Source organism: Nocardioides sp. (assembly GCF_044226765.1).
GTDB lineage: Bacteria > Actinomycetota > Actinomycetes > Propionibacteriales > Nocardioidaceae > Nocardioides.
Genome location: NZ_JBGAGJ010000007.1, coordinates 54,415 through 78,917, shown reverse-complemented (window position 1 = coordinate 78,917; position 24,503 = coordinate 54,415). Strand labels below are relative to the sequence as shown.

28 protein-coding genes are annotated in these 24,503 nt (G+C 72.7%); 21 read left to right on the top strand and 7 right to left on the bottom strand.

All coding sequences use genetic code 11. The features are described from left to right. The 12 genes from ACILRH_RS15320 to ACILRH_RS15265 all read left to right on the top strand — a co-directional run bounded on the left by ACILRH_RS15320 (position 1) and on the right by ACILRH_RS15265 (position 12,266). Positions 1–687, top strand: a complete 687-nt coding sequence (locus ACILRH_RS15320; protein WP_395694681.1) for a polyphenol oxidase family protein — start codon at positions 1–3, stop codon at positions 685–687. A 67-nt stretch (positions 688–754) separates the two neighbouring features. Next, positions 755–1,465 carry a YggS family pyridoxal phosphate-dependent enzyme gene (locus tag ACILRH_RS15315; RefSeq protein ID WP_395694680.1) on the top strand — a complete coding sequence of 237 codons (711 nt, stop codon included), beginning with the start codon at positions 755–757 and terminating at the stop codon, positions 1,463–1,465. Positions 1,466–1,503: 38 nt separating this feature from the next. Then, a complete protein-coding gene (locus tag ACILRH_RS15310) occupies positions 1,504–1,992 on the top strand; it encodes a cell division protein SepF (protein ID WP_395694679.1) in 489 nt (162 codons plus the stop codon). Between the two features lie 7 nt (positions 1,993–1,999). After that, complete coding sequence (locus tag ACILRH_RS15305; RefSeq protein WP_395694677.1) at positions 2,000–2,293, top strand: YggT family protein; 294 nt, start codon at positions 2,000–2,002, stop codon at positions 2,291–2,293. A gap of 101 nt (positions 2,294–2,394) precedes the next feature. After that, the gene (locus ACILRH_RS15300) at positions 2,395–3,126 is read left to right on the top strand and encodes a DivIVA domain-containing protein (RefSeq protein ID WP_395694675.1); all 732 of its coding nucleotides are present in this window, start codon (positions 2,395–2,397) and stop codon (positions 3,124–3,126) included. A gap of 134 nt (positions 3,127–3,260) precedes the next feature. After that, positions 3,261–4,331 carry a TraR/DksA family transcriptional regulator gene (locus ACILRH_RS15295; protein ID WP_395694673.1) on the top strand — a complete coding sequence of 357 codons (1,071 nt, stop codon included), beginning with the start codon at positions 3,261–3,263 and terminating at the stop codon, positions 4,329–4,331. Beyond that, on the top strand, positions 4,304–4,882 hold the full coding sequence (gene lspA / locus ACILRH_RS15290; protein WP_395694672.1) for a signal peptidase II: 579 nt from the start codon (positions 4,304–4,306) through the stop codon (positions 4,880–4,882). The genes ACILRH_RS15295 and lspA overlap by 28 nt, the downstream gene beginning before the upstream one ends. A 68-nt stretch (positions 4,883–4,950) precedes the next feature. Beyond that, positions 4,951–5,817, top strand: a complete 867-nt coding sequence (locus ACILRH_RS15285) for an RluA family pseudouridine synthase (RefSeq protein ID WP_395694919.1) — start codon at positions 4,951–4,953, stop codon at positions 5,815–5,817. Then, on the top strand, positions 5,804–6,520 hold the full coding sequence (locus ACILRH_RS15280) for a GNAT family N-acetyltransferase (RefSeq protein ID WP_395694670.1): 717 nt from the start codon (positions 5,804–5,806) through the stop codon (positions 6,518–6,520). Before ACILRH_RS15285 ends, ACILRH_RS15280 begins: the two co-directional genes overlap by 14 nt. A gap of 152 nt (positions 6,521–6,672) precedes the next feature. Continuing rightward, complete coding sequence (gene dnaE / locus ACILRH_RS15275; protein WP_395694668.1) at positions 6,673–10,230, top strand: DNA polymerase III subunit alpha; 3,558 nt, start codon at positions 6,673–6,675, stop codon at positions 10,228–10,230. Beyond that, complete coding sequence (locus ACILRH_RS15270; RefSeq protein WP_395694666.1) at positions 10,227–10,769, top strand: hypothetical protein; 543 nt, start codon at positions 10,227–10,229, stop codon at positions 10,767–10,769. The genes dnaE and ACILRH_RS15270 overlap by 4 nt, the downstream gene beginning before the upstream one ends. Before the next feature lie 9 nt (positions 10,770–10,778). Next, positions 10,779–12,266, top strand: coding sequence for a DUF3352 domain-containing protein (locus tag ACILRH_RS15265; RefSeq protein WP_395694665.1), 1,488 nt, complete (start codon positions 10,779–10,781; stop codon positions 12,264–12,266). A gap of 1 nt (position 12,267) precedes the next feature. Here the strand turns inward: ACILRH_RS15265 and ybaK are convergent, their stop codons facing one another. Then, a complete protein-coding gene (ybaK, locus tag ACILRH_RS15260; protein ID WP_395694663.1) occupies positions 12,268–12,753 on the bottom strand; it encodes a Cys-tRNA(Pro) deacylase in 486 nt (161 codons plus the stop codon). A gap of 122 nt (positions 12,754–12,875) precedes the next feature. Then, positions 12,876–13,541 carry an LON peptidase substrate-binding domain-containing protein gene (locus tag ACILRH_RS15255; protein ID WP_395694661.1) on the bottom strand — a complete coding sequence of 222 codons (666 nt, stop codon included), beginning with the start codon at positions 13,539–13,541 and terminating at the stop codon, positions 12,876–12,878. 68 nt (positions 13,542–13,609) lie between these two features. Between ACILRH_RS15255 and hisD the strand changes: the two genes are divergently transcribed. From hisD to hisF, 7 genes are read left to right on the top strand one after another with little or no spacing between them, the layout of a single operon-like run. Beyond that, positions 13,610–14,908: a histidinol dehydrogenase gene (gene hisD / locus ACILRH_RS15250; RefSeq protein WP_395694659.1), complete on the top strand. Its 1,299-nt coding sequence runs from the start codon at positions 13,610–13,612 to the stop codon at positions 14,906–14,908. A gap of 3 nt (positions 14,909–14,911) precedes the next feature. Next, entirely contained in the window at positions 14,912–16,015 is a 1,104-nt protein-coding gene (locus ACILRH_RS15245; protein ID WP_395694658.1) for a histidinol-phosphate transaminase, read from the top strand. Continuing rightward, positions 16,012–16,611, top strand: coding sequence for an imidazoleglycerol-phosphate dehydratase HisB (hisB, locus tag ACILRH_RS15240; RefSeq protein ID WP_395694656.1), 600 nt, complete (start codon positions 16,012–16,014; stop codon positions 16,609–16,611). Before ACILRH_RS15245 ends, hisB begins: the two co-directional genes overlap by 4 nt. Beyond that, positions 16,608–17,258 carry an imidazole glycerol phosphate synthase subunit HisH gene (hisH, locus tag ACILRH_RS15235; RefSeq protein ID WP_395694654.1) on the top strand — a complete coding sequence of 217 codons (651 nt, stop codon included), beginning with the start codon at positions 16,608–16,610 and terminating at the stop codon, positions 17,256–17,258. Before hisB ends, hisH begins: the two co-directional genes overlap by 4 nt. Further along, positions 17,255–17,584 (top strand): hypothetical protein, encoded by a 330-nt coding sequence (locus ACILRH_RS15230; protein ID WP_395694652.1) that lies wholly within the window; start codon positions 17,255–17,257, stop codon positions 17,582–17,584. The genes hisH and ACILRH_RS15230 overlap by 4 nt, the downstream gene beginning before the upstream one ends. Before the next feature lie 10 nt (positions 17,585–17,594). Continuing rightward, a complete protein-coding gene (priA, locus tag ACILRH_RS15225) occupies positions 17,595–18,329 on the top strand; it encodes a bifunctional 1-(5-phosphoribosyl)-5-((5-phosphoribosylamino)methylideneamino)imidazole-4-carboxamide isomerase/phosphoribosylanthranilate isomerase PriA (RefSeq protein ID WP_395694651.1) in 735 nt (244 codons plus the stop codon). Further along, entirely contained in the window at positions 18,326–19,087 is a 762-nt protein-coding gene (gene hisF / locus ACILRH_RS15220; RefSeq protein ID WP_395694649.1) for an imidazole glycerol phosphate synthase subunit HisF, read from the top strand. The genes priA and hisF overlap by 4 nt, the downstream gene beginning before the upstream one ends. Before the next feature lie 2 nt (positions 19,088–19,089). On the opposite strand, the gene ACILRH_RS15215 is transcribed toward hisF, so the two are convergent. The 3 genes from ACILRH_RS15215 to ACILRH_RS15205 form a co-directional block, all read right to left on the bottom strand. Beyond that, positions 19,090–19,491 (bottom strand): EVE domain-containing protein, encoded by a 402-nt coding sequence (locus tag ACILRH_RS15215; RefSeq protein WP_395694647.1) that lies wholly within the window; start codon positions 19,489–19,491, stop codon positions 19,090–19,092. Beyond that, entirely contained in the window at positions 19,488–20,468 is a 981-nt protein-coding gene (locus ACILRH_RS15210) for a hypothetical protein (RefSeq protein WP_395694645.1), read from the bottom strand. The genes ACILRH_RS15215 and ACILRH_RS15210 overlap by 4 nt, the downstream gene beginning before the upstream one ends. A gap of 65 nt (positions 20,469–20,533) precedes the next feature. Then, positions 20,534–21,409, bottom strand: coding sequence for an alpha/beta hydrolase (locus ACILRH_RS15205; RefSeq protein WP_395694643.1), 876 nt, complete (start codon positions 21,407–21,409; stop codon positions 20,534–20,536). A gap of 114 nt (positions 21,410–21,523) precedes the next feature. On the opposite strand from ACILRH_RS15205, the gene ACILRH_RS15200 reads away from it, so the two are divergent. Next, positions 21,524–22,261, top strand: a complete 738-nt coding sequence (locus ACILRH_RS15200) for a VOC family protein (RefSeq protein ID WP_395694642.1) — start codon at positions 21,524–21,526, stop codon at positions 22,259–22,261. A gap of 37 nt (positions 22,262–22,298) precedes the next feature. On the opposite strand, the gene ACILRH_RS15195 is transcribed toward ACILRH_RS15200, so the two are convergent. Then, complete coding sequence (locus ACILRH_RS15195) at positions 22,299–22,610, bottom strand: 2TM domain-containing protein (RefSeq protein ID WP_395694640.1); 312 nt, start codon at positions 22,608–22,610, stop codon at positions 22,299–22,301. A 582-nt stretch (positions 22,611–23,192) separates the two neighbouring features. Between ACILRH_RS15195 and ACILRH_RS15190 the strand changes: the two genes are divergently transcribed. Next, entirely contained in the window at positions 23,193–23,756 is a 564-nt protein-coding gene (locus ACILRH_RS15190; protein ID WP_395694639.1) for a hypothetical protein, read from the top strand. Between the two features lie 27 nt (positions 23,757–23,783). On the opposite strand, the gene ACILRH_RS15185 is transcribed toward ACILRH_RS15190, so the two are convergent. Then, the gene (locus ACILRH_RS15185) at positions 23,784–24,416 is read right to left on the bottom strand and encodes a TIGR03085 family metal-binding protein (RefSeq protein WP_395694638.1); all 633 of its coding nucleotides are present in this window, start codon (positions 24,414–24,416) and stop codon (positions 23,784–23,786) included. Positions 24,417–24,503: the final 87 nt, after the last annotated feature.

The following is a 24,503-nucleotide window of genomic DNA, read 5'->3' as shown; positions in this document are numbered from 1 at the left end:
GTGACCTTCCTCTTCCTCGACACCGTGCCGGTCGCCGCCGGCACGGTGTCGGTCGCGTTCACCGACCGGCGGCTCGACGTCGGCGACCTCGCCGCCGCCGACGTGCGGACGGCCGGGCTGGCCGAGATCGCCCGGGTGACCGGCGCGACGCCCTGCCTCATGCACCAGGTGCACGGCACCGCGGTGCACCTGGTCGCTGACCCCGACGAGACGGTCCCCGACGCGGACGCCCTGGTGACCCAGGACGCCGGCGTGGCGCTGCTGGCTCGGGCGGCCGACTGCGTCCCGGTGCTCCTGGTGGCCGACACCGGTGCGGTGGCAGCGGTGCACGCCGGTCGCGAGGGCGTACGTCGCGGCGTGGTCCCCAACGCGGTCTCCCGGCTCCGCGACCTCGGCGCCGGAGGGATCCGGGGCTGGGTCGGTCCGCACATCTGCGGGCGCTGCTACGAGGTGCCCGAGGAGCTCCAGGCCGAGGTCGCCGCCGCCGTCCCGGCCACCCGGTCGACCACGAGCTGGGGGACGCCTGCGCTCGACCTGGGGGCCGGCGTGCTGGCCCAGCTCGCGGCTGCGGAGGTGTCGACCACCGAGGTCGCCGGCTGCACCCGCGAGGACGCGCGGCTGCACTCCCACCGCCGCGACGGTGCCGCCGCCGGCCGGCTGGCCGGCGTCGTCTGGAGAGCGGCATGAGCACCCCACGACGTTCTTCGCCTCCCCCGCTGCGCTCCGCCGACGAACAACGCCGCGGGGACCCCGCATGACGACCCCCGCGAGCCGCCGCGACCACGTCGCCATCGGCCTCGACACGGTCCGTGGCCGGATCGCCTCGGCGTGTGGCGACGTCGGGCGCGACCCGGGCGAGGTCACGCTCGTGGTGGTCACCAAGTTCTTCCCGGCCTCCGACGTGCGGATCCTCGCCGACCTCGGCGTGCAGCACGTCGGCGAGAACCGGCACCAGGAGGCCGAGGCCAAGGCGGCTGCCTGCGCCGACCTCGGCCTCACCTGGCACTTCATCGGCGGGCTGCAGAGCAACAAGGCGGCTGCGGTCGCGTCGTACGCCGACGTGGTCGAGTCGGTCGACCGGACCAAGCTGGTGGCGCCGCTGGCGCGCGGGGCGCAGGCCCGTGGTCGCGCCGTCGACGTGCTCCTGCAGGTCAGCCTGGACCCCCCGGGTCGCGAGGGGCGCTCGGGCGCGGACCCCGCCGACCTGCCGGCGCTCGCCGCCGCGGTCGAGGCCGCCGAACTGCTGCGGCTGCGCGGCCTGATGGCCGTCGCGCCCCTCGGGGCCGACCCCCGGCCGGCCTTCGACCGGCTGGCCGAGGTGCACGCCGGCCTCCTGGCCGACCACCCCGCCGCGACCTGGCTCTCGGCCGGGATGAGCGGCGACCTCGAGCACGCCGTACGCGCCGGCGCGACACACGTGCGCGTCGGCTCCGCGGTCCTCGGTTCGAGGCCGCAGGTCAAGTAGTGTCCCAACCACCAACCCTTTTCCGGAGGACCTGAGCTATGAGCGGCGCGATGCGCAGGATCGGCGAGTACCTCGGCCTGCTCGAGGACACCGGCCGGTACGACGACGAGTACGGCTACGAGGGCGAGTACGAGACCCAGGAGACCGCTCCCGTCCGCGCGCCCAAGCGCGAGAGCCGGCCGGCTCCGGTCGCCGACCTCGCCGAGCGGCGTCGCCCGGCCTCCGGGCCGGTGGGCGTGGTCGCGGAGCTCTCGCGGATCACGACCTTGCACCCGAGCACGTACAACGAGGCGCGCACCGTCGGCGAGAACTTCCGCGAGGGCACGCCGGTGATCATGAACCTCTCGGAGATGGACGACGCCGACGCCAAGCGGCTGGTCGACTTCGCCGCTGGTCTGGTGTTTGCCACGCGTGGCACCATCGAGCGCGTCACCAACAAGGTGTTCCTGCTCTCGCCGCCGAACGTGTCGGTGGCCGCCGAGGACAAGCAGCGGATCGTCGAGGGCGGGTTCTTCAACCAGAGCTGAGGGCGCGGTGGAAGCAGTCGGGACGATCATCTACGTCGTCCTCTGGGTCTTCATCGCGCTGCTGTGGATCCGGTTCGTCGTGGACTGGGTCCAGGTCTTCGCGCGGGCGTGGGTGCCCCGGGGCGCGCTGCTCGTGGGCCTCGAGGGCGTCTACACCGCCACCGACCCGCCGATCAAGGCGCTGCGTCGGGTGATCCCGCCGTTGCGGATCGGGCAGGTCTCCTTGGACCTGAGCTTCCTGATCGTGATGATCGGCGCGTACGTCCTGCTCCGGCTCGACACCGCGATCCTCCTGTCCTGACCGCGCCGCCCGACCGGGGTGCGCCGTCGATGCGCTGGGCACCTGCGCAGGCGCTATTGTTCGACCGACAGCAACGTTGACGATTGAGAATGGGTGAGGTCATGCCGCTGACGCCTGAGGACGTGAGCAACAAGCGCTTTACGCCCGTCCGGCTCCGCGAGGGCTACGACATGGGCGAGGTCGACCAGTTCCTCGACGAGGTGGAGGCCGAGCTCGCTCGTCTCACCCAGGAGAACGACGACCTCCGCGCCAAGCTGGCCGCGGCCCAGGGTGGCGCACCGGTCGAGACCGCTCCCCAGCCGCGCGTCGAGGAGCAGGCCCCCGAGCCCGCCCCGGTGGTCGCCGCGCCGGTGGTCGCCGCCACCCCGGTGGAGACGCTGCGGGTCGAGACCGTCCCCGAGGCGTCCAACGCTGCTGCCCGGCTGCTGGAGATCGCCACCCGCAACGCCGACGAGCTCGTCGAGGACGCCAAGAACGAGGCCGACAAGATCATCGGCGAGGCTCGCACCAAGGCCGAGCGTCTCGAGACCGAGTCGAAGACCAAGGCCGACCGGCTCGAGTCCGACGCCCGCACCCGCGCACAGATGCTCGACTCCGAGACCGCCGAGCGTCGCCGTCAGATGTTCGGCGACCTGGAGAAGGAGCGCGACAAGCTCAACGGCGAGGTCGAGAACCTGCGCTCGTTCGAGCGTGAGTACCGCTCCCGGCTCAAGAGCTACTTCTCCCAGCAGCTCGAGGCGCTCAACACCGGCACCGACAGCGGCCCCGCGGGTGGCGACGACACCCCGGCGCCGAAGCGGCTCCGGTCGATCCTCGGCGAGGACGAGGCCTGAGCCTGGCCGATCGGCCCGAGTCTCCCGCGGTCTCCTCGGTGCGGCGGATTTGAGGGGTCTGCGGTCACCCGCTACCCTCCCCGCACGAACCTGTGGCTACGACCACAGCCGCCGAGGCCCGAGGGAGGCCGACCATGGCCCGCAGCACGAGGAAGTCGCTCGCCGGTCAGGCGGCGTCCGCCGCCCGCAAGGTGATCGGCCGGACGACCTCGTCCTCGCGCCCGACCAAGACGGCCGCCAAGCCTGCTGCGAAGCAGGCGGCGGCCGTCGCGGCGTCTCCGGCGAAGAAGGCGGCACCGGCGAAGAAGGCGGCACCGGCGAAGAAGGCGGCACCGGCGAAGAAGGCGGCACCGGCGAAGAAGGCGGCACCGGCGAAGAAGGCGGCACCCGCGAAGAAGGCGGCACCCGCGAAGAAGGCGGCACCCGCGAAGAAGGCGGCACCCGCGAAGAAGGCGGCACCCGCGAAGAAGGCGGCACCCGCGAAGAAGGCGGCACCCGCGAAGAAGGCGGCGCCCGCGAAGAAGGCGGCACCGGCCAAGAAGGCGGCACCGGCCAAGAAGGCGGCGCCCGCGAAGAAGGCGGCGCCCGCGAAGAAGGCCGCGCCCGCCAAGAAGGCCGCGCCCGCCAAGAAGGCCGCACCGGCCAAGAAGGCCACACCGGCCAAGAAGACTGCAGCCGCCACCAAGGCGGCACCCGCGAAGAAGTCGGCGCCGGTCCAGAAGGTGGCCGCGACGAAGAAGGCCACACCCGTCAAGAAGGCAGCCCCTGTGTCGAAGTCGGTGTCCAAGACGCCCGCCCGCAAGGCCCCCGCGAGTGCTCTCGTCGTCAAGGAGGGCGAGGCCGCCTGGACGAAGGCCGAGCTCAAGGAGGTCCTCGAGGAGCTCAACGAGCAGCGCGCCCACAGCCGTGCCGTCCTCGAGGCCCAGGAGAACGAGCTCAGCGGCCTGATGCGCGACGCCGGTGACGGCGCCGGCCAGGACCAGGCCGACGTCGGCGCCACGACCTTCGAGCGCGACCAGGAGCTCACCGTGCTCAACAGCGAGCGCGACAAGCTGGCGCAGATCGAGCGGGCGCTGGGCCGCATCGACGACGGCACGTACGGCGTGTGCGAGTCCTGCGGCAACCCCATCGGCAAGATGCGGCTGATGGCTTTCCCCCGTGCCACACTGTGCATGACATGCAAGCAGCGCGAGGAGCGTCGCTGACCGGCGACCAGGACGGACCCGGGCCCGACGCCACGCGACCCACAGGTTCCCGCGCACGTCACCTGGTGGTCTTCGCCGGCGTCGCGCTGACGGCGTACGTCGTCGACGTCGTCTCCAAGGCCGTCGCGGTCGACCGGCTGGCCGACCGTCCCGACGTCGAGCTCGTGGGTGACCTGCTCAAGCTCCACCTGGTGCGCAACCCGGGTGCCGCGTTCAGCACCGGGACCGGCTACACCGAGCTGTTCTCGCTCCTGTCCGTGGCGGCCGTCGTCGCGATCCTCTGGGTCGCGCGGCGCATCGGCAGCACCGGCTGGGCGGTCGCCCTCGGCTTCCTGCTGGCCGGGGTGGCCGGCAATCTCACCGACCGGATGTTCCGGGCGCCCGGACCGATGCGCGGCCACGTGGTCGACTTCTTCATGCTGCCGCACTGGCCCGTCTTCAACGTGGCCGACATCTGCATCGACGTGGCGGCGGTGCTGATCCTGGTGCAGGTCTTCCGCGGCGTCCGGATCGACGGGTCCCGCGTCGAGCGCGAGGAGCGTGGCCGGTGAGCTCCGTGGCCGACCACCGCATCCTGCCGGTCCCCGAGGGGCTGGACGGCGAGCGCGTGGACGCCGCCATGGCCCGGTTGTTCGGGCTCTCGCGCACCCGCGCCGCGGAGCTGATCGCGAGCGGCCACGTCGAGCTCGACGGCAAGCCGGTCAGCAAGAGCGAGCGGGTGGTGCCCGGGGCGCTCCTGGACGTCGCCATCCCGGTCGAGGCCGACCCCCTGGCCGTGGTCCCCGAGGTCGTCGAGGGCATCAAGATCATCCACGACGACGACGCCATCGTCGTGATCGACAAGCCGGTCGGCGTCGCCGTCCACCCCTCGCCGGGCTGGTCCGGCCCGACGGTCGTGGGTCACCTGGCGGGGGCCGGCTTCCGGATCTCCACCAGCGGCGCGTCCGAGCGCCAGGGCATCGTGCAGCGCCTCGACGTCGGCACCTCCGGCGTGATGGTGATCTGCAAGTCCGAGCACGCCTACTCGGTGCTCAAGAACGCCTTCCGGCACCGCACGGTCGACAAGGTCTACCACGCGCTCGTGCAGGGCCACCCGGACCCGCTCGAGGGCACCATCGACGCCCCGATCGGCCGGCACCCCAAGGCCGACTACAAGTTCGCCGTGATGGCCGACGGCCGGCACAGCGTGACGCACTACGAGACCCTCGAAGCGCATCGCTTCGCGAGCCTGCTGGAGATCCATCTCGAGACCGGCCGCACCCACCAGATCCGGGTGCACATGGCGGCGCTGAAGCACCCGTGCGTCGGTGACCTCACCTACGGCGCCGACCCCACGCTGGCGCGGCGGGTCGGGCTGGAGCGCCAGTGGCTGCACGCCGTGCGCCTCGGGTTCGAGCACCCCGAGACGGGGGAGCAGGTGGAGTACGAGTCGCCGTACCCCGCCGACCTGGCACACGCCCTCGAGGTGATCCGTGACGCCCACTGAGCCGGACCTCACCGTCCGGCTCGCCGGCCCCGACGACGCCGCGGCGATCGCCGACCTCTACACGGCCGCCCGGGTCGCGGCGGTGCCGCAGATGCCACCCGCGCTGCACACGAACGACGAGGACCGGGCATGGATGGCCGCGCGTCTCGCGGACGGCAGCCACGAGGCCTGGGTCGCCGAGCGGGCCGGTCGGCTGCTCGGCTACGCGCTGGTCTCCCCGGTCTGGCTCGACCACCTCTTCGTCCACCCCGACCACCTCGGCGAAGGGGTCGGCACGGTCCTCCTCGACCTGGTGAAGTCGGTCCGTCCGGCCGGGTTCTCGCTGTGGGTCTTCGAGAGCAACGCCGGCGCGCGCCGCTTCTACGCCCGGCACGGCCTCGTCGAGCTCGAGCGCACCGACGGCACCGCCAACGAGGAGCAGGCGCCGGACGTCCGGATGGCCTGGCCGGGGGAGGACCCGCTCGGGTTCTACCGCGGCCTCATCGACGAGGTCGACGACCAGCTCGGCGACCTGCTGGCCCGCCGCGCGGCCCTCACCGCGGCCGTGCAGGCCCACAAGGGCGACCCGACGCGGGACGTCCGGCGCGAGGACGACATCGCCGCCGCGCTGGCGCGCCGGGCCCCGGCGCTCGGCCACGCCCGGGTCGCCCGCATCCTCGACGCGATCATCACCGAGAGCCTGGACGCCGCCACCGAGCTGTGACCCGGCTGTCGGTGGTCGGTGACACGCTCCGAATCGACCGGCCGGCCCGGTTCGGGCGTTAGAGTGAACGCCTTCCCCCGGATCGGTCCCGTGGCTTCGCCGCGGTCTGTCCAGCATGCCCACGATCGACTCGAGGAGAGTGCCCCGCGACGATGGCGAACGGCTCCCAGGACTCCTTCGTCCACCTCCACGTCCACACCGAGTACTCCATGCTGGACGGAGCGGCGCGGCTGCAGGCGATGGCGGAGCGCACCGCGGAGCTGGGGATGCCCGCCATCGCGATGACCGACCACGGCAACGTGTTCGGGGCCCACGAGTTCTACCGGAAGGCCACCGCCGCCGGGGTCAAGCCGATCATCGGCATCGAGGCCTACTTCGCGCCGAACATCTCGCGCTTCGAGCGCAAGGGCGTGAACTTCTACGACGGTGGCCCCGACGACGTCTCGGCCCGCGGTGCCTACACGCACATGACGCTGCTCTCGGAGAGCACCGAGGGCATGCACAACCTGTTCCGCCTCTCCACGGGGGCCTGGCGCGACGGGTTCTTCAAGCAGCCGCGCATGGACCGCGAGCTGCTGGCCCAGCACAGCCGCGGGATCATCGGCACCACCGGCTGCCCGTCGGGCGAGGTGCAGGTCCACCTGCGCTACGGGCAGTACGACGCAGCGCGCAAGGTCGCCGGCGAGTTCCAGGACATCCTCGGCAAGGACAGCTACTTCCTGGAGCTGATGGACCACGGCCTCGACATCGAGTCGCGCGTCCGCGACGGCCTCCTGCGGCTGGGCAAGGACCTCGGCATCCCGCTGCTGGCGACCAACGACTCCCACTACGTCATGCGCGAGGACGCCGCCTCGCAGGAGCACCTGCTCTGCATCAACTCGGGGTCGACCATGGACATCCCGGCCGGCGACGGCCCCGGGCAGCGGTTCGCGTTCTCCGGCGACGGCTACTACATCAAGTCGCCCGCCGAGATGCGGGCGCTGTGGGTCGACAAGTACGACCTGCGCGAGGCCTGCGACAACACGCTGCTGATCGCGGAGCGGTGCGACGTCTCCTTCACCGAGGGCAACGGCACCTACATGCCGCGGTTCCCCTGCCCGCCGGGGGAGGACGAGGACTCCTGGCTGGTCAAGGAGGTCGAGGTCGGCCTGTCCCGGCGCTACCCGGGCGGGGTGCCCGACCAGGTCCGCAAGCAGGCCGAGTTCGAGATCGGCGTCATCACCCAGATGGGCTTCTCCGGCTACTTCCTCGTGGTCGCCGACTTCATCAACTGGGCCAAGGACAACGGCATCCGGGTCGGTCCCGGCCGCGGCTCCGGTGCGGGGTCGATGGTCGCCTACGCGATGCGGATCACCGACCTCGACCCGCTCGAGCACGGCCTGATCTTCGAGCGCTTCCTCAACCCCGACCGCGTCTCGATGCCGGACTTCGACATCGACTTCGACGAGCGCCGGCGCGGTGAGGTCATCCGCTACGTGACCGACAAGTACGGCGACGACCGGGTCTCCTACATCGTCACCTACGGCACCATCAAGGCCAAGCAGGCGGTCAAGGACTCCAGCCGCATCCTCGGCTACCCGTTCGCGATGGGTGACCGCATCACCAAGGCGATGCCGGCCGCGGTGATGGGCAAGGACGTCCCGCTCAAGGAGATCTTCGACCCCGGCCACAAGCGCTACGGCGAGGGCGGCGAGTTCCGCTCGCTCTACGAGTCCGACAACGACGTCAAGCGGGTGGTCGACACCGCGATCGGCATCGAGGGCCTCAAGCGCCAGTGGGGCGTGCACGCCGCCGGCGTGATCATGTCCAGCGAGCCGCTGGTCGACATCATCCCGCTGCTCAAGCGCCCCGCCGACGGCGCGATGATCACCCAGTTCGACTACCCCACCTGTGAGGGCCTCGGCCTGATCAAGATGGACTTCCTCGGGCTGCGCAACCTCACGGTGCTCGACGACGCGGTCAAGAACATCCGCGCCAACCGCGGCGAGGAGGTCGTCCTGGAGGACCTCCCACTGACCGACGAGGCGACCTACAAGCTTCTCCAGCGCGGTGACACCCTCGGCGTCTTCCAGCTCGACGGCGGCCCGATGCGCGCCCTGCTGCGCAGCATGCGGCCCGACACCTTCGAGGACATCTCGGCGGTGGGTGCCCTCTACCGCCCCGGGCCGATGGGCGCCGACTCCCACAACAAGTACGCCCGCCGCAAGACCGGGCGCGAGCCGGTGGAGGCGATCCACCCCGAGCTGGCCGAGCCGCTGGCAGACATCCTGGGCGAGACCTACGGCCTGATCGTCTACCAGGAGCAGGTCATGGCCATCGCCCAGAAGCTGGCGGGCTACAGCCTGGGACAGGCAGACATCCTGCGCCGGGCGATGGGCAAGAAGAAGAAGGAGGAGCTGGACAAGCAGTACGCCGGCTTCTCGGCCGGCATGCAGGAGCGCGGCTACTCCGCGGCCGCCGTCAAGACGCTGTGGGACATCCTGCTGCCGTTCTCCGACTACGCCTTCAACAAGGCGCACTCCGCGGCGTACGGGCTGGTGTCCTACTGGACCGCCTACCTCAAGGCCAACTACCCGGCCGAGTACATGGCGGCGCTGCTGACGTCGGTGAAGGACGACAAGGACAAGTCGGCGATCTACCTCAACGAGTGCCGCCGGATGAAGATCCAGGTGCTGCCGCCCGACGTCAACGAGTCGGCGCACGACTTCACTCCCGTCGGCAACGACATCCGCTTCGGGCTCACCGCGGTCCGCAACGTCGGCGCCAACGTCGTCGACGGCGTCGTGGCCGCTCGCACCGAGAAGGGCCGCTACCTCGACTTCAACGACTTCCTGGAGAAGGTGCCGGTCCAGGTCTGCAACAAGCGGGTCATCGAGTCGTTGATCAAGGCCGGGGCGTTCGACGACATGAAGCACCGCCGGCGCGCCCTGGTCGCGATCCACGAGACCGCCGTCGACCAGTACGTCGACATCAAGCGCAACGAGGCGATCGGTCAGGACTCGCTCTTCGGTGGGCTCGACGAGACCGACGGCGGGTTCGGTGTGAGCGTGGCGATCCCGGAGATCGACGAGTGGGACAAGGCGACGCTGCTCGGCCACGAGCGCGAGATGCTCGGCCTCTACGTCTCCGACCACCCGCTGCTCGGCCTCGAGCACGTGCTGGCCAACGGCACCGACTGCACCATCGGGCAGCTGATGCTCGACGAGGATCGCCCCGACGGCGCATCCATCACCATCTCGGGGCTGGTCACCTCGGTGCAGCGCAAGATCACCAAGCGCGGCGACGCCTGGGCGATGGTGACCCTGGAGGACCTCGACGGCGCGATCGACGTGCTGCTCTTCCCCACGGCCTACCAGTTCGCCGGCCCGCACCTGGTCGAGGACGCCATCATCACCGTCAAGGGGCGGCTGTCGCGGCAGAAGGACCAGCCGGAGGTGCACGGCCAGGAGGTCAGCGTCCCGGACCTGTCCGACGGGCCGTCGGGTCCGGTGGTGATCAGCCTCCCCTCGACCCGGTGCACCCCGCCGGTGGTCGAGCAGCTCAAGGAGGTGCTCGGCACGCACCGGGGGATGACCGAGGTGCGCCTGCGACTCTTGACCCGTGAGCAGACCATGGTCATGCGGCTCGACGACCGCCTGCGCGTCACCCCGAGCCCTGCGTTGTTCGCCGACCTCAAGCAGCTGCTGGGGCCGGGATGCCTGACGGGGTGAGCGACGAGGCGAGCAGCGGGCACGGCTCGGTGCGTCCCGCCCTCGTCCAGGCCCTGCTCGCGGTCGTCCTGCTCGCCGCGGTCGGGGTGGTCGCGGGCGTCGTCTGGGAGTGGCTGTGGACCCCACCGACGGGTGTGGTCGTCGACCACCGCTGGACGGCGGTCGACGAGGCCAGCCTGCGCGGCCAGTTCACCGCGACCGGGTGGTACGTCGTGGTCGGCGGCGTGGCCGGCCTCGTGGGCGGCGCGCTGGCGGCGCTGCTCCTGGACCGCGCCCCGCTGGTCACCCTGGCCGGAGTGGTCGTCGGGTCGGCCCTGGGCGCCTGGCTGATGTACCTCGTCGGGCGGGCGCTCGGGCCCGGTGACCCGGTCGCGGCCGCCCGGGCGGCCAAGGAGGGCGCGCACCTCCCGGCCGCGCTGACCGTCTCGGGTGCCAGTCCGTTCATCGCCCTGCCCACCGGCGCGCTCGTCGCGCTCTCGCTGGTGTTCATCGGCCTCTCCGCCGCGCACCGCTCGTCGGGGGCCGACCCGGTCGCCTAGACTGCGGCAGTGTCCACGCCCGAGTACCTCGACAGCAGCGACGGGACCCCGCAGCGCACCGGCGGCCGTCGTACCCCCTGGATCGTCGGTGGCGCCGTGGCGGCGGTGGCGCTGCTCGGTGGCGGGGCGTGGGCCGCGTGGTCCTTCTTCTCCACCGGCCCGCAGCCGGCCGAGGCGCTGCCCGCCTCGACGGTCGCCTACGCCAGCGTCGACCTCGACCCCAGCGGTGGACAGAAGATCGAGGCCCTGCGGACCCTGCGGAAGTTCCCGGCGTTCCGCGAGGACATCGGTCTCGGCACCGACGACGACGTGCGCAAGTGGCTCTTCGAGAAGGCCCAGGACTCCGGCACCTGCCCCGACCTGGACTACGGCGACGACGTCGAGCCGTGGCTGGGTGACCGGATGGCGGTGGCGGCCGTCGACACCGGCGAGGACACCCCGGCCCCGGTCCTGGTGCTCCAGGTCAGCGACGAGGACGCGGCCGGGGCGGGGCTGGCGAAGATCCGCGACTGCGGGGGCGAGGACCTCGCCTGGTCCATGAGCGACGGCTGGGCGCTGCTGGGGGAGACCCAGGACGTCGTCGACGAGGTCGCGGCCGACGCCGGCGACACGCCCCTGTCCGACGACGCGGACTTCCAGCACTGGACCGACGAGGCGGGCGGGGACGGCATCGCGTCGTTCTACGTCTCTCCCGACGCCGGGGGGCTGCTCGCCGACCAGCTCGACGGCGCGGTGACCGACGAGCTCGGCGGCGAGATGAGCGGCCAGGTCGACGACCGGCTGCGCGACTTCGGCGGGATGGCGGCCACCGTCCGGTTCTCCGACGGTGCGCTCGAGCTCGAGGTGGCGGCCGACCCGGGTGACGCCGAGTCCGCGATGGACGGCAGCACGGCAGGCGACGACGTGGTGGCGACGCTGCCGGAGGACACGGCGGCCGCGGTCGGGTTCGGGCTGACGAAGGGCTGGCTCGGCGACCTGGTCGACGCGGACCTGATGAAGCAGCTCGAGGAGGAGTCCGGGCTCGACCTGCCCGACGACGTCGAGACCCTGCTGGGCAGCTCTGCGGCGCTCGCGGTGAGCGGCGACATGGATCCCGAGGCGGTGCTGCAGAGCTCCGACGGCAGCGACGTCCCAGTGGGGCTGAAGGTGAAGGGCGACGCCGACGCCATCTCGGACGTGGTCGACAAGATGGGCGGACCGTTCGAGGTCGACGTGGACGAGGACATGGTGGCGATCGGTCCCGATGCCGGCTACCGCGACGAGCTGCTGCAGGGCGGCGATCTCGGTGACACCGACGCCTTCCGGCACGCGGTCCCCGACGCCGGCGATGCCGCCGCGCTGCTCTTCGTCGACTTCGACGCCGGCAGCTGGCTCGACAAGCTCGCCGCGGACGACCAGGACGTCGCGGACAACCTCGCGCCGCTCGAGGCGGCCGGGCTCAGCGTCGCGGCGTCCGACGGCACCATGCACGCGGTGCTGCGGATCACGACCGGCTGACTCAGCGGGCGATCGGGGCGACCCTCGCGCCGGTGACCTGCACGAGGTCGGCGGGCGCGAGCCCGAGGTCGAGGCCGCGGCGCCCCCCGGAGACGTAGACGGTGCCGAAGCCGAGCGCGGACTCGTCGAGCACGGTCGGGAGCGACCGCTTCTGGCCGACCGGCGAGATGCCGCCGGCGACGTACCCGGTCGCGCGTTCGGCGTCGGCGACGTCGGCCATCGCCGCCCGGCTGGCCCCGAGCGCCCGGGCCAGGGCCTTGAGGTCGAGGTGTCCCGCCACCGGCACGATCCCGACCGCCAGCCGTCCGTCCACACTGGCCAGCAGGGTCTTCAGGACGCAGGCGGGGTCCAGCCCGAGCGCCGCTGCCGCCTCGAGCCCGTAGGACCCTGCCCGCGGGTCGTGGTCGTACTCGTGGACGGTGAAGGCGATGCCGGCACGCGTCAGGGCGACGGTGGCGGGCGTGGCGCCGGCTTTCTTCTTGGGCACAGGTTTCCTTTTCGTCTCACCGGATTTCGACGCGCCCGTTCCGGCTTCGCGGGCTCAGCCGGAGGGCTTGCTCAATCTGCGGCCACGACGCTCCAGCTCCTTCGTCGCCGAAGCTGTGGCCTTCAGTTCGGCGACCAGCGGGTGCGGGCCACCTCGGTGGCCGGCAGGGAGGGGATGACGTTCATCGCCCGCAGCTCGGCGCGCAGCAGGTCGGTGACCATGGCCAGCCGGAGGGCGGCGTCGTCCGCCTCGAGCAGCGACTGGCGCTCGGGCATCGGCAGGGGCGCCACCGCGGCGAGCGTCCAGGACAGGTACGTCGGGTCGCGGGGCAGCGCCCCCGCGTAGGGATCGCCGCGGATGTCGCTGAGCGCGGCGCGGTAGGCGGTGAACGCCGCGCGCGCCCGCTCCAGGATCTGCTCGGGGACCTCGGTCTCCGGGTCCGGACGCTCGGTGACGTGCCCGGCGGGGAACGGACCGGACGTCTCGAGCCGGTCGAGCTGGATGCGCTCCTGACCGACGGCGACGATCTCGAAGGTGCCGTCCGGGTTGGCCTCGACCTCGGTCAGCTGCATCCGGACGCCGACCCGGTAGAGCGACTGGGCGCCGTGGTCACCGACCTCGTAGCCCTCGCGGATGCCGACGGTGCCGAAGAGCCGCGCCGCGGGGTCCTCGACCCGCAGCAGGTGGTGCACCAGCGCCCGGTAGCGGTCCTCGAAGACGGTCAGCGGCACGCTCACCCCGGGGAAGAGCACGGTGTTCAGCGGGAACATCGGCAGCGTGTCGACCACGGGGCCAACCTAGTCCAGGGACTGTCGCCGGTCGGGGGCGACCGGGCGGCGCTCGTAGAATCGGCGACATGATCTCCCGCATCGACCTGCGTGGTGCCGACGGCGACGTCGACTACCGCGCAGCCGTGCCCCGCGCCGACTTCGACGTCGAGGCGGCGGTGCCGGCGGTGCATGCGATCTGCGAGGACGTCCGCGTCCGTGGCCTGGAGGCCATCCGCGAGCTGTCGGAGAAGCACGACGGAGTGCGGGTCGACGACATCCGGGTGGCGCCCGAGGCGATCGCCGCCGCGCTGGAGCAGCTCGACCCCGCCGTCCGCGCCGGGCTCGAGGAGTCGATCCGTCGGCTCCGCGCGACCTGTGCGGCCGAGCTCGAGCAGGACGTCGTCACCGACCTGGCCGACGGCGCCCGGGTCGTGCACCGCAAGGTGCCGGTCCGCCGCGTCGGTCTCTACGTCCCCGGTGGCCTCGCGCCGCTGGTCTCCAGCGTGCTGATGAACGTCGTCCCTGCCCAGACCGCCGGCGTCGGCTCGATCGCCCTGGCCAGCCCGCCGCAGCGTGAGTTCGGGGGCTCCGTCCACCCGACGATCCTCGCCGCCTGCGCCCTGCTCGGCGTCGACGAGGTGTACGCCGTCGGCGGCGCCCAGGCGATCGCGATGTTCGCCTACGGGACGGGGCCGTGCGCCAAGGTCGACCTGGTCACCGGTCCCGGCAACATCTGGACCGTGACCGCCAAGCGGATCCTCAAGGGACTGGTCGGCATCGACTCCGAGGCCGGCCCCACCGAGATCGCGATCCTCGCGGACGACTCCGCGGAGCCCGCGCACGTCGCCGCCGACCTGCTCAGCCAGGCCGAGCACGACCCGCTCGCGGCGGCGGTCCTCGTGACGCCGTCGGAGCGGCTGGCCGACGAGGTCGAGGCCGCCCTGGACAAGCAGGTGTCGGTCACCAAGCACGTCGACCGGGTGCGCACGAGCCTGGCGGGACCGCAGTCGGGCATCGTGCTCGTGCGCGACCTCGAGCAGGGGCTCGCGGTGGTCGACGCCTACGCCGCCGAGCACCTGGAGATCCAGACCGAGGACGCCGCGGCGTGGGCGGCCCGGGTCCAGAACGCCGGCGCGATCTTCGTCGGCGCCTACGCCCCGGTCAGCCTGGGTGACTACTGCGCCGGCTCCAACCACGTGCTGCCGACCGGCGGGTGCGCCTGCCACAGCAGCGGCCTGTCGGTGCGTGCGTTCACCAAGTCGGTGCACGTCGTGGACTACTCCCGCAGCGCGCTCGAGGCGGTGGCCGGCCACGTGACGACGCTCGCCGAGGCCGAGGACCTGCCCGGTCACGGCGCGGCCGTGCGCGTTCGCTTCGAGGACTGAGCCATGGCCTGGCCACCGCTCCGCGAGGAGCTGCGGGGCATCGCGCCCTACGGCGCCCCGCAGCTGGACGTCCCGGTCCAGCTCAACGTCAACGAGAACCCCTACGGCCCGTCCGAGGAGTGCGCGGCCGACATCGCCCGCGCCGTCGCCGAGGCGGCGACCACGCTCAACCGCTACCCGGACCGGGAGTTCACCGCGCTGCGCACCGCGCTCGCGGCGTATCTCTCCCGGGACACCCCGCACGGGGTGGGCCCCGAGCAGGTCTGGGCGGCCAACGGCTCCAACGAGGTGATGCTGCAGCTGCTGCAGGCCTTCGGCGGGCCGGGACGGGTGGCGCTGAGCTTCGCGCCCACCTACTCAATGTATCCCGAGTACGCCCGCGACACCGTGACCGAGTGGGTCGTCGGTCACCGGGAATCCGACTTCGCCCTCGACCTGGACCACGCCCGCCGCCTGGTCGAGGAGCGGCGCCCGAGCGTGGTGCTGCTCCCGAGCCCCAACAACCCCACCGGCACGGCGTTGCCGCCCGAGGCCGTCGGGATCCTGTGCCGGGCAGCAGGCGACGGGCTGGTCGTCGTGGACGAGGCGTACGGCGAGTTCCGCCGCGCCGGGGTCCCGAGCGCGCTCGAGCTGCTGCCGGCGTACCGCAACCTGGTCGTGACCCGCACCATGAGCAAGGCGTTCGCGCTGGCCGGTGCCCGGCTGGGCTACCTGGCCGCGGCGCCCGAGGTGTGCGACGCCATCCGGGTGGTGCGGCTGCCCTACCACCTCTCCGCGGTGACCCAGGCGACCGCGCTCGCCGCGCTCCGGCACGCCCCCGAGCTCCTCGGCCGGGTCGACGACCTGCGTGCCGAGCGGGACCGCACCGTCGCCTGGTTGCGGCAGACCGGGCTCACCGTGGCGGACAGCGACGCGAACTTCGCGTTGTTCGGGACGTTCGCCGACCGCCATGCTGTGTGGCAGGGGCTGCTCGACCGGGGTGTGCTGATCCGGGAGACCGGCCCCGACGGGTGGCTGCGGGTCTCCATCGGCACCGCGGCGGAGATGCAGGCGTTCCAGGAAGCACTCACGCAGGTGATGGATCGACAGACGGAGGACGGGCAATGACGCGCACGGCTCGCATCGAGCGTCAGACCAAGGAGTCGAAGGTGCTCGTCGAGGTGGACCTCGACGGGACCGGGCGCACGGACGTCTCCACAGGCGTGGGCTTCTACGACCACATGCTCGACGCGTTCGGCCGGCACGCCCTGCTCGACCTGACGGTCCGCACCGAGGGCGACACGCACGTCGACGCCCACCACACCGTCGAGGACACCGCGATCGTGCTGGGGCAGGCGCTGCGCGAGGCGCTCGGCGACAAGCACGGCATCCGTCGCTTCGGTGACGCCACCGTGCCGCTCGACGAGGCGCTGGTGCAGGCGGTCGTCGACGTCTCGGGGCGCCCCTACTGCGTGCACACCGGTGAGCCGGAGGGACAGCAGTACGTCGTCCTGGGCGGCGACTACCTCGGTTCGCTGACCCGGCACGTCTTCGAGACCATCGCGTTCCACGCCCACCTCGCGCTGCACGTGCGGGTGCTCGCGGGCCGCGAGCCGCACCACGTCGTGGAGACGCAGTTCAAGGCGTTCGCCCGGGCGTTCCGCGACGCCGTGGCGCTCGACCCGCGGGAGACGGGCGTGCCGTCCACGAAGGGCAGTCTGTGAGCCGTCCGGACGTCGTGGTCCTCGACTACGGGTCGGGGAACCTGCGCTCCGTCGTGCGCGCGCTGGAGCGGGCCGGCGCGGCGGTCACCCTGACCGCGGACCGCGCCACGGCGCAGGACTCCGACGGTCTCGTCGTGCCCGGGGTCGGTGCGTTCGCCGCGTGCATGCAGGGGTTGCGGGCGATCCGCGGCCACGAGGTGATCGGGCGGCGGCTGGCTGGTGGCCGGCCGGTGCTCGGCATCTGCGTCGGTATGCAGATCCTCTTCGAGCGCGGGGTCGAGCACGGTGTCGAGACCGAGGGGTGCGACGAGTGGCCCGGGGTGGTCGAGCGGCTCCGGGCACCTGTCGTCCCGCACATGGGCTGGAACACCGTCGACGCCGCCGGGGGGAGCACGCTCTTCCGTGGCGTCGAGGGGGAGCGGTTCTACTTCGTGCACTCCTACGGCGTCCGCGACTGGCGGCTGGAGACCCACGGCCGGACCCGTCCTCCGCTGGTGACCTGGTCCGAGCACGGCGGCGACCGGTTCGTGGCCGCCGTGGAGAACGGTCCGCTGAGCGCCACCCAGTTCCACCCGGAGAAGTCCGGGGACGCCGGCGCGGCGCTGCTGCGCAACTGGGTGGAGTCCCTCCCGGTGGCGGCACGATGAGCAAGGAGCGCGCGCGCCGCCGTGCCGAGCGCGAGCGCGAGGCGGCCGTCGTGGCGGCGGCCCGCGCCGCCGAGGCCGAGCGGAGGGAGCGCCGCGAGGCGCGGGTGCGATCCGTGACCTCCCGGCTCCCGCAGCGTCGTCGCGGGCCGTCGGGCATCCTCGCCGAGCGGCGGCGCAAGCAGAACGGCGCCCTGGTCGCGATCCTGGTCGCCCTCAACGTCCTGGTGTGGATCCTCAGCGACGACTGGGCGCTGCGGCTCGCCGCCGCGGTCGTCAGCCTGCTCGCCGCGCCCGTCCTGCACACCCTGCTGTTCCGCCGATCCTGAAGAGGTCCCCGTGTCCGACCACCTCGAGCTCCTTCCCGCCGTCGACATCACCGAGGGCCGCGCCGTCCAGCTCGCCCAGGGCGTCGCCGGCTCCGAACGCGTGTACGGCGACCCGGTGGCCGCCGCGCTGCGCTGGCAGGACGCCGGGGCGGAGTGGATCCACCTCGTCGACCTCGACGCCGCCTTCGGTCGGGGCTCCAACCGCGAGCTGCAGGCGCAGATCGTGGGCACGCTGGACATCAAGGTCGAGATGAGTGGCGGCATCCGGGACGACGAGTCGCTCTCCGCCGCGCTGGCGACCGGCTGCCGCCGGGTCAACATCGGCACCGCCGCGCTCGAGCGGCCGGAGTGGTGCGCGAAGGTGATCGCCGAGCACGGCGACCGGGTCGCGATCGGCCTCGACGTCCGGGGCCGCACGCTCGCGGCTCGGGGCTGGACCCAGGAGGGCGGCGACCTCTACGAGACGCTCGCGCGCCTGGACTCCGAGGGATGTGCGCGCTACGTCGTCACCGACGTCAACAAGGACGGCATGCTGCAGGGCCCGAACCTCCAGCTGCTCCGCGACGTCTGTGCCGCGACCGACGCGCCGGTCGTCGCCTCCGGCGGCGTGACCACGCTCGACGACGTACGAGCCCTGATGGGGCTCGTGTCCGACGGGGTCGAGGGGGCGATCGCCGGGACGGCGCTCTACGAGGGCCGGTTCACCCTCGAGGACGCCCTCGCGCTGACCCGGGGTGCCTCGTGAGCCTGGCGGTCCGGGTGATCCCGTGTCTCGACGTCGACGGCGGGCGGGTGGTCAAGGGGATCAACTTCGTCGACCTCCGCGACGCCGGCGACCCGGTGGAGCTCGCGCGCACCTACGACGCCGAGGGTGCGGACGAGCTGACCTTCCTCGACATCTCGGCCTCGCACGAGGGCCGGGCGACGACGATGGAGGTCGTCTCCCGCTGCGCCGAGGAGGTCTTCATCCCCCTCACGGTCGGCGGGGGAGTGTCGTCGGTGGCGGACGTCGACCGGCTGCTGCGCGCCGGTGCCGACAAGGTCGCCGTCAACACCGCCGCCATCCGCCGCCCCGAGCTGGTCGCGGAGATCGCCGACCGCTTCGGCAACCAGGTGCTGGTCCTGTCGGTCGACGCCCGGCGCTCGGCCGGCACGCCCTCCGGCTTCGAGGTCACCACCCACGGCGGCCGGACGTCGGCCGGCCTGGACGCGATCGAGTGGGCGCTGCGCGCCACGGAGCTCGGGGCCGGGGAGATCCTCCTCAACGCGATGGACGCGGACGGCACCCAGGACGGCTTCGACCTCGAGCTGATCGCCGCCGTCCGCCGCGAGGTCACCATCCCCGTGATCGCCTCGGGCGGCGCCGGCTCGGTCGACCACTTCGCCCCAGCCGTCGACGCCGGCGCCGACGCGGTGCTGGCGGCGACCGTCTTCCACTTCGGCACGCTGCGCATCGGGGACGTCAAGGCGGCGCTGGCGGGTGCGGGGCACCCGGTGCGCTGACCTCAGCCCGCCGGCACGAGGTGCCAGATGGCCGCCGCGTCCTCCGGCGCCAGCTCGAAGCACCCGAACCGCAGCTTGCTGGTCGGGAGGTGGTCTCGGACCCGGGCCAGCGGCAGCGGCTCGATCTCGCGCAGCGCGGCCGCCCGCCGGAAGCCGCCTGCGATGACGTCGCTCGGCTCGGGCTCGGCGCCGGTCACGGTCCCCACGATCGCGATGGCCCGGAACGGCTCGCCCTCGGGGAATGTCGTCCTCGGCGAGTAGACGAGCAGGCCGTCCCCGACCGCCATCCGGGCCAGCGGCGCCCGCTTGCCGTGGTTGGCCATCACGAAGCCGAGCTCGAGTCCCCGTCGGGCGTGGTCGCGCGAGGCGACGAGGACCCAGGTGCGTGCAGGTGCGTCGGTCACGGGGCGACGGTAGTGACGAGCGCCGACAGCGGGATGCGGTAGACCGTCCGTGCGTCCGGGTGCGTGACGACCAGGTCGTCGCCGACGACCGCCGCGCCGACGTTCTCGCTCGTGCGGGGCGCATCGTCGAGGGGCACGGTGTCCAGCAGCGTCCCGGAGACTGCGTCGACGACATAGACGGTCGGCCCGGACTGGCCCACGACGTAGACGGTGTCGCCGTGGGCGACCACGGCGTCCGCGTCCGGGAGGTCGGGGACCTCGGCGACCTGGTCCATCGTGCGCGCGTCGAGCGCGACCGCGCTGCCGGTCAGCGTGCAGGACACCCAGACCCGCCCGGCCACCTCCGCGACCCCCTGCGGGCCGGAGCAGCCGTCGAGCGGCTCGGTGCGCACCCGGCCCCCGGCGACGCGCGACACGGACCCGCCGTAGTAGTTGGTGACCCAGACGCCGTGGTCTCCGGCGGCCACCAGCCTTGGGGCGTCGTCGGTGTCGTAGGACCCGACGACGCGGCCGTTGCCGTCGGCCTCGACGACCCGGCCACCCGCCTGGTCGACGACCCACAGGTGCCTGCCGTCCCACGCCAGCCCCTCGGGCTCGCTCCCGGCGGACTTCAACCGGAAGGTCGTGACCTCGTGGGTGGTGGGGTCGATCCGCACGACGCTGCCGTCACGGATCACGCTGACCCATACGCCGTCGGGGGTCTCCACGATCCGCAGTGGAGCGTTCCCCACCTTGATCGGGTCGCCGTCGCCGGGGAGCACGGTGCCGGCCTCCGGCTGCACCAGCCAGGCCTGGCCGCCGACGTCGGCGACGCCGACGGCACCGTCGTCGAGTTGGCGCAGCTGTGCCGGGCTCGAGGGGGACGGGCTCGAGGACGACGGGCCGGTACCGGCCGCGTCGGACCCGGCGGAGTCCGACCCGCCGCACGCCGCGGCGGTCAGGGTGAGCGCGAGCGCAGCGAGCAGAGCACTCCTCATGGGGGAAGTGTCGTCGAGATCGAGGCCGCCGGACCGCCAGGTCGCCAGTCGTGACGGATTCGTTGTCAGCGGGTCGGGAGCCGGTGCAGCCAGGTCGCGACCGGGTCACCGGCCACGTCGGCGCGGTAGATGCTCTGGTGGTCCGCACCCGGCACCATCTCGACGGTGGTCGGGTGCCCGGCGCGCTCGAGGGCCTCGGCGAACTCGGTCGTGGAGGACGGAGGCACCATCGTGTCCGAGTCGCCGTGCAGCAGCAGCACCGGTACGCCGGGCCGCAGGTCCGCCCGCTGCACGGGGTTCGCGCTCGACCAGGCGCCGGGGTCCTCGTCCGGCTCGCTGCCGAGGAGCGCGGACGCGAGGTCGGGCACCCGGGCGATGTCGTAGGGACCACTGAGGCCGATCAGTGCGTCCGGGCGGACGAGGGGTGTGTCGCACTCCGGTGTGAAGTCGTCGACGGCGAGCACGGCGAGCGCTGCCAGGTGCGCCCCCGACGAGTGCCCGAGGACGGCCACCGGGCCGGGGGCGCGTCCCTGCCGCCGTACCTCCGCGGTGGCGGCGGCGACGGCGCACAGGACGTCGTCGACGGGGACCGGGTAGGTGACCCCGTCCTGGGCCGCCCGCAGGTGGGTGGGAGCGGCCGCGATCCCGTCCTGGGCGAGACCGGCCGCCAGCCCGGCCAGGCCGGCGGGGTCCGCGGTCTGCCAGCCGCCGCCGGGCACGAGGACGACCAGCGGCACGTGGCGCGCCCGGCCGTCGGGCAGGTAGAGGTCCTCGGTGAGGCCGCGTGCGTACTCGACGGTCGTCGTGGGCCTCGGCGTCGCGGTGGACCCGGACGGCGTCGGGCCGTCGGCGCAGGCCGACAGCGCGGCCAGCGCCAGGGTCAGGGCCGCGACAACCGCCCAGCGACGACGGTGCCGGACCATCCACGGCACAGGGATCACCTCACCTCCCACGCTCACGCAGGACGACGTGCCCGGCCAGGGGCCTTGGTCACCGAAACCCGGTTGAGCCGCGCGCGGAGCCGTCCTACCGTCGCCCGGTCGGGAGGAGGGCGGATGGGCTCCGAGCTGCACGCGCTGTGCTTCGAGGCGGTCGACCCGGGACGGCTCGGCCGGTTCTGGTCGCAGCTGCTGGGGTGGGTCCCGGTCGACGAGCGCGACGGCGGCGTGGCCGCGGTGCCCGAGGACGGCACGCCCTACCGGCTCCGGTTCGTTCCCGGCGCGTCGCCGAAGAGCGGTCGCAACCGGATCCACCTCGACCTGACCACCGAGGACCGCGACCAGCGGGAGCTCGTCGCCCGGGCGCTGGAGCTGGGCGGGAGCCACCTCGACGTCGGCCAGGGTCCCGACGAGGACCACGTGGTGCTGGCCGATCCCGAGGGCAACGAGCTGTGCGTCATCGAGCCGGGCAACGGCTTCCTCGCCGGCTGCGGGCGGATCGGTGCGATCAACTGCGAGGGCACCCGAGCGGTCGGGCTGTTCTGGAGCGCGGCCCTCGACTGGCCGCTGGTCTGGGACCAGGACGAGGAGACCGCGATCCAGTCGCCCCGGGGCGGCACGAAGATCACCTGGAGCGGGCCGCCGCTGCCGCCCCAGACCGGGAGCTGGCGGCTGCGCCTCCAGGTGCGTCCGGGTCCGGGGCAGGAACTGCCTGCCGAGGTCGACCGCCTGGTCGGGCTCGGCGCGCGGCGCGTCGGGCGCGGGCCCGACGGCAGTGTGACGCTGGCCGACCCCGACGGCAACGAGCTCTGGGTGCTGCCGACCTCTGCGGCCGGCCCCTGGTCGGCTTGGTAGCTCCCGAGGAGCGGCCGTCCGACCGGTGCGGGCAGCGTCAGCCGCGCCGCATCTCGGCGTCGATGTCGGCCTCGCTGATGGGCCTGCGCATGAACGCGTCCCAGTAGCTCAGCACCTCCCCGATGCCCCAGCCGGCCAGGACCCACCCCGGCCAGAAGTAGCCGCGTCCGGTGACGGCCCAGACGAAGACGAGGAAGGCGTTGACGACGCAGTAGGCGAGGAAGCTCCGCTTCCAGGCCCGCTTCTTCTCGATGCGGCGGACGGCGTCGGCACGAGCGTCGTCGGCTGCCGCCTCCTCGTTCGCGCCGCGGGTGTAGGCCTGTTGGTCGTCGAACTGGTCAGGTGCCATGGTGGTTCACCTCTCGGACGAGGTCGTGGTTCCGGTTGAGGGCGCGCGCGTCGGACCGCCGGCCGCGGTGCCGGGTGCGTGCCCGTCGGTGAACGGCATGCAGCGACGCGAGCAGGACGATCGCCGTGTCCCCGGTCGCGGACATCGTTCCTCCGACGGGCCTACCCGTGATCACGTGCCAGTCGCTCACGAGCGACGTGTCTTGCTTCCCCTCGAGCAACGCTGCTGTGCTCGGACCGGCCGGCGCCAGGGGCGGAGGTCCCGAGCACGGCAGAAGAAGGGCAGGGGCGGGTCAGCGGTGTGTTGGCCACCGTTTCGTGCAGCCGATCGGTGGCTGAGTCACCGCTGCGGCGTCGGACGCCCGGATCCCAGCAGACAAGGCGGCGTCGAGGTCGGCAATCGAGGAGTCCATGCCGACAGTGGCGCGTGGCGCGAGAACGGTCGATGAAAACCGCGCATCGTCCGTTCGACGCCCGCGACCTGGTGTAGACACGGACCATCGGAGAGCACGTCCAGGCCGGATGCCCAGGAGCGAACATGCCAGCTGTTGCGCCACAGCGCCCACGGTCCCAGCCCGCGGCGGTGGCCGCCGCCCTTGTCGTCGTGGCGACGACCGTGGCCATGACCCTGGTCGCGCTCCTCCCGACGACCGCTCACGCTGCCGAGCGAGGTGGCCCCGACCGGGTCACGGCCACCTCGTGGTACGGCGTGAAGCTCGGAGCGTCCTTGAGCCGTGTCGCCCGCGACCACGGCTGGACGACGGGCGACTGCGGCCTCGGAGGCACCCCGATCTACGTCAACGTCCCGCGGCACTACCGCGTCGAGGTGGCCCAGGGTCGCCGAGCCGGCCGCGTCGGGTTCATCGAGGTCTGGAACAGGAACATCAGCGGCCCACATGGAGTGCGCCCGGGGATCACGGTCGACAGCATCGCCGGCTTCCTCAGCCATGGGGCTCGCCACCAGGTCGGTGACGGCTCCACCGACACCTGGACCTACTGGGTGATCCCGCTGCGCGGCCACTTCCTCTACGTGCGCAGCGGCAACGACAACGGCAGCGGCACCCGGGACCGGGTCCTCACCTTCGGCCTGGCCGACACGCGGTCCACGGCCCGGTCGCGCGGCGAGACGATGGGCGGCTGCTACTAGCGCCACCGACGCCTGGGCGCCCCGTCGTCAGACCCCGAGGTCGGCCGCCTGCAGCTCCGCCACCCGCTCCTCGGGTCCCTCGAACGCCAGCCCCGAGGTCGCCGAGCGACCGAAGAGGAAGAGCACCAGCTCGACGACGTCGCCGGTGACCGTCACCGGGTCGACGCCCTTGCGCATCGTCGCGGTCTCGCCGGTGTCGGCGCGGCGCACGACGGTGGGCACCGGCAGTCCGCGCCCGAAGAACATCCCGCCCCGGCGCAGCTGCGACCACATCAGGTCGACGTCCTCCGCGGGCAGCGAGCGCGGGCTCCAGTCCGGCTGACCGCGCCGGAGGTCCTCGTGGTGCACGACGAGCTCGAAGGTGTTGATCAGCCGGTCCAGCGGCGGCAGCACGCGCAGCGGAGGGGACGGGGTGCGCAGCGTCTCGACCTCCACCTCGAACGGCCGTGCCCGGCGCCGCGCCATCGCCTTCTCCGTCAGGCCGGCGAGTGGCGGCACCACGTTGCCGAGCGAGGAGATCGGGTCGCGCTCGCGCACCAGCAGGTGGGCCACGAGGTCCTGCGCGTCCCAGCCCTCGCACAGGGTGGGCGCGTCGGGTCCGAGGACCTGGGCGAGGTCGCAGAACGCGCGTCGTTCGCGCAGGGCCAGGGAGTCGGTCACGCCCCGAGCATAGGGAGCGCACGGGGACGCGGCGCCGTCGGTGCCGGGGAATACCCTGGCCCGGCCGGCGGTTCGGGCCCCGGCAGG

Bases quoted from the DNA above. Each gene is read 5' to 3' on its own strand.
- ACILRH_RS15315 (WP_395694680.1), top strand. From the start codon at position 755: ATGACGACCCCCGCGAGCCGCCGCGACCACGTCGCCATCGGCCTCGAC.
- ACILRH_RS15310 (WP_395694679.1), top strand. From the start codon at position 1,504: ATGAGCGGCGCGATGCGCAGGATCGGCGAGTACCTCGGCCTGCTCGAG.
- ACILRH_RS15300 (WP_395694675.1), top strand. From the start codon at position 2,395: ATGCCGCTGACGCCTGAGGACGTGAGCAACAAGCGCTTTACGCCCGTC.
- ACILRH_RS15295 (WP_395694673.1), top strand. From the start codon at position 3,261: ATGGCCCGCAGCACGAGGAAGTCGCTCGCCGGTCAGGCGGCGTCCGCC.
- lspA (WP_395694672.1), top strand. From the start codon at position 4,304: ATGCAAGCAGCGCGAGGAGCGTCGCTGACCGGCGACCAGGACGGACCC.
- ACILRH_RS15285 (WP_395694919.1), top strand. From the start codon at position 4,951: ATGGCCCGGTTGTTCGGGCTCTCGCGCACCCGCGCCGCGGAGCTGATC.
- dnaE (WP_395694668.1), top strand. From the start codon at position 6,673: ATGGCGAACGGCTCCCAGGACTCCTTCGTCCACCTCCACGTCCACACC.
- hisD (WP_395694659.1), top strand. From the start codon at position 13,610: ATGATCTCCCGCATCGACCTGCGTGGTGCCGACGGCGACGTCGACTAC.
- ACILRH_RS15245 (WP_395694658.1), top strand. From the start codon at position 14,912: ATGGCCTGGCCACCGCTCCGCGAGGAGCTGCGGGGCATCGCGCCCTAC.
- hisB (WP_395694656.1), top strand. From the start codon at position 16,012: ATGACGCGCACGGCTCGCATCGAGCGTCAGACCAAGGAGTCGAAGGTG.
- ACILRH_RS15230 (WP_395694652.1), top strand. From the start codon at position 17,255: ATGAGCAAGGAGCGCGCGCGCCGCCGTGCCGAGCGCGAGCGCGAGGCG.
- ACILRH_RS15210 (WP_395694645.1), bottom strand. From the start codon at position 20,468: ATGAGGAGTGCTCTGCTCGCTGCGCTCGCGCTCACCCTGACCGCCGCG.
- ACILRH_RS15200 (WP_395694642.1), top strand. From the start codon at position 21,524: ATGGGCTCCGAGCTGCACGCGCTGTGCTTCGAGGCGGTCGACCCGGGA.
- ACILRH_RS15195 (WP_395694640.1), bottom strand. From the start codon at position 22,610: ATGGCACCTGACCAGTTCGACGACCAACAGGCCTACACCCGCGGCGCG.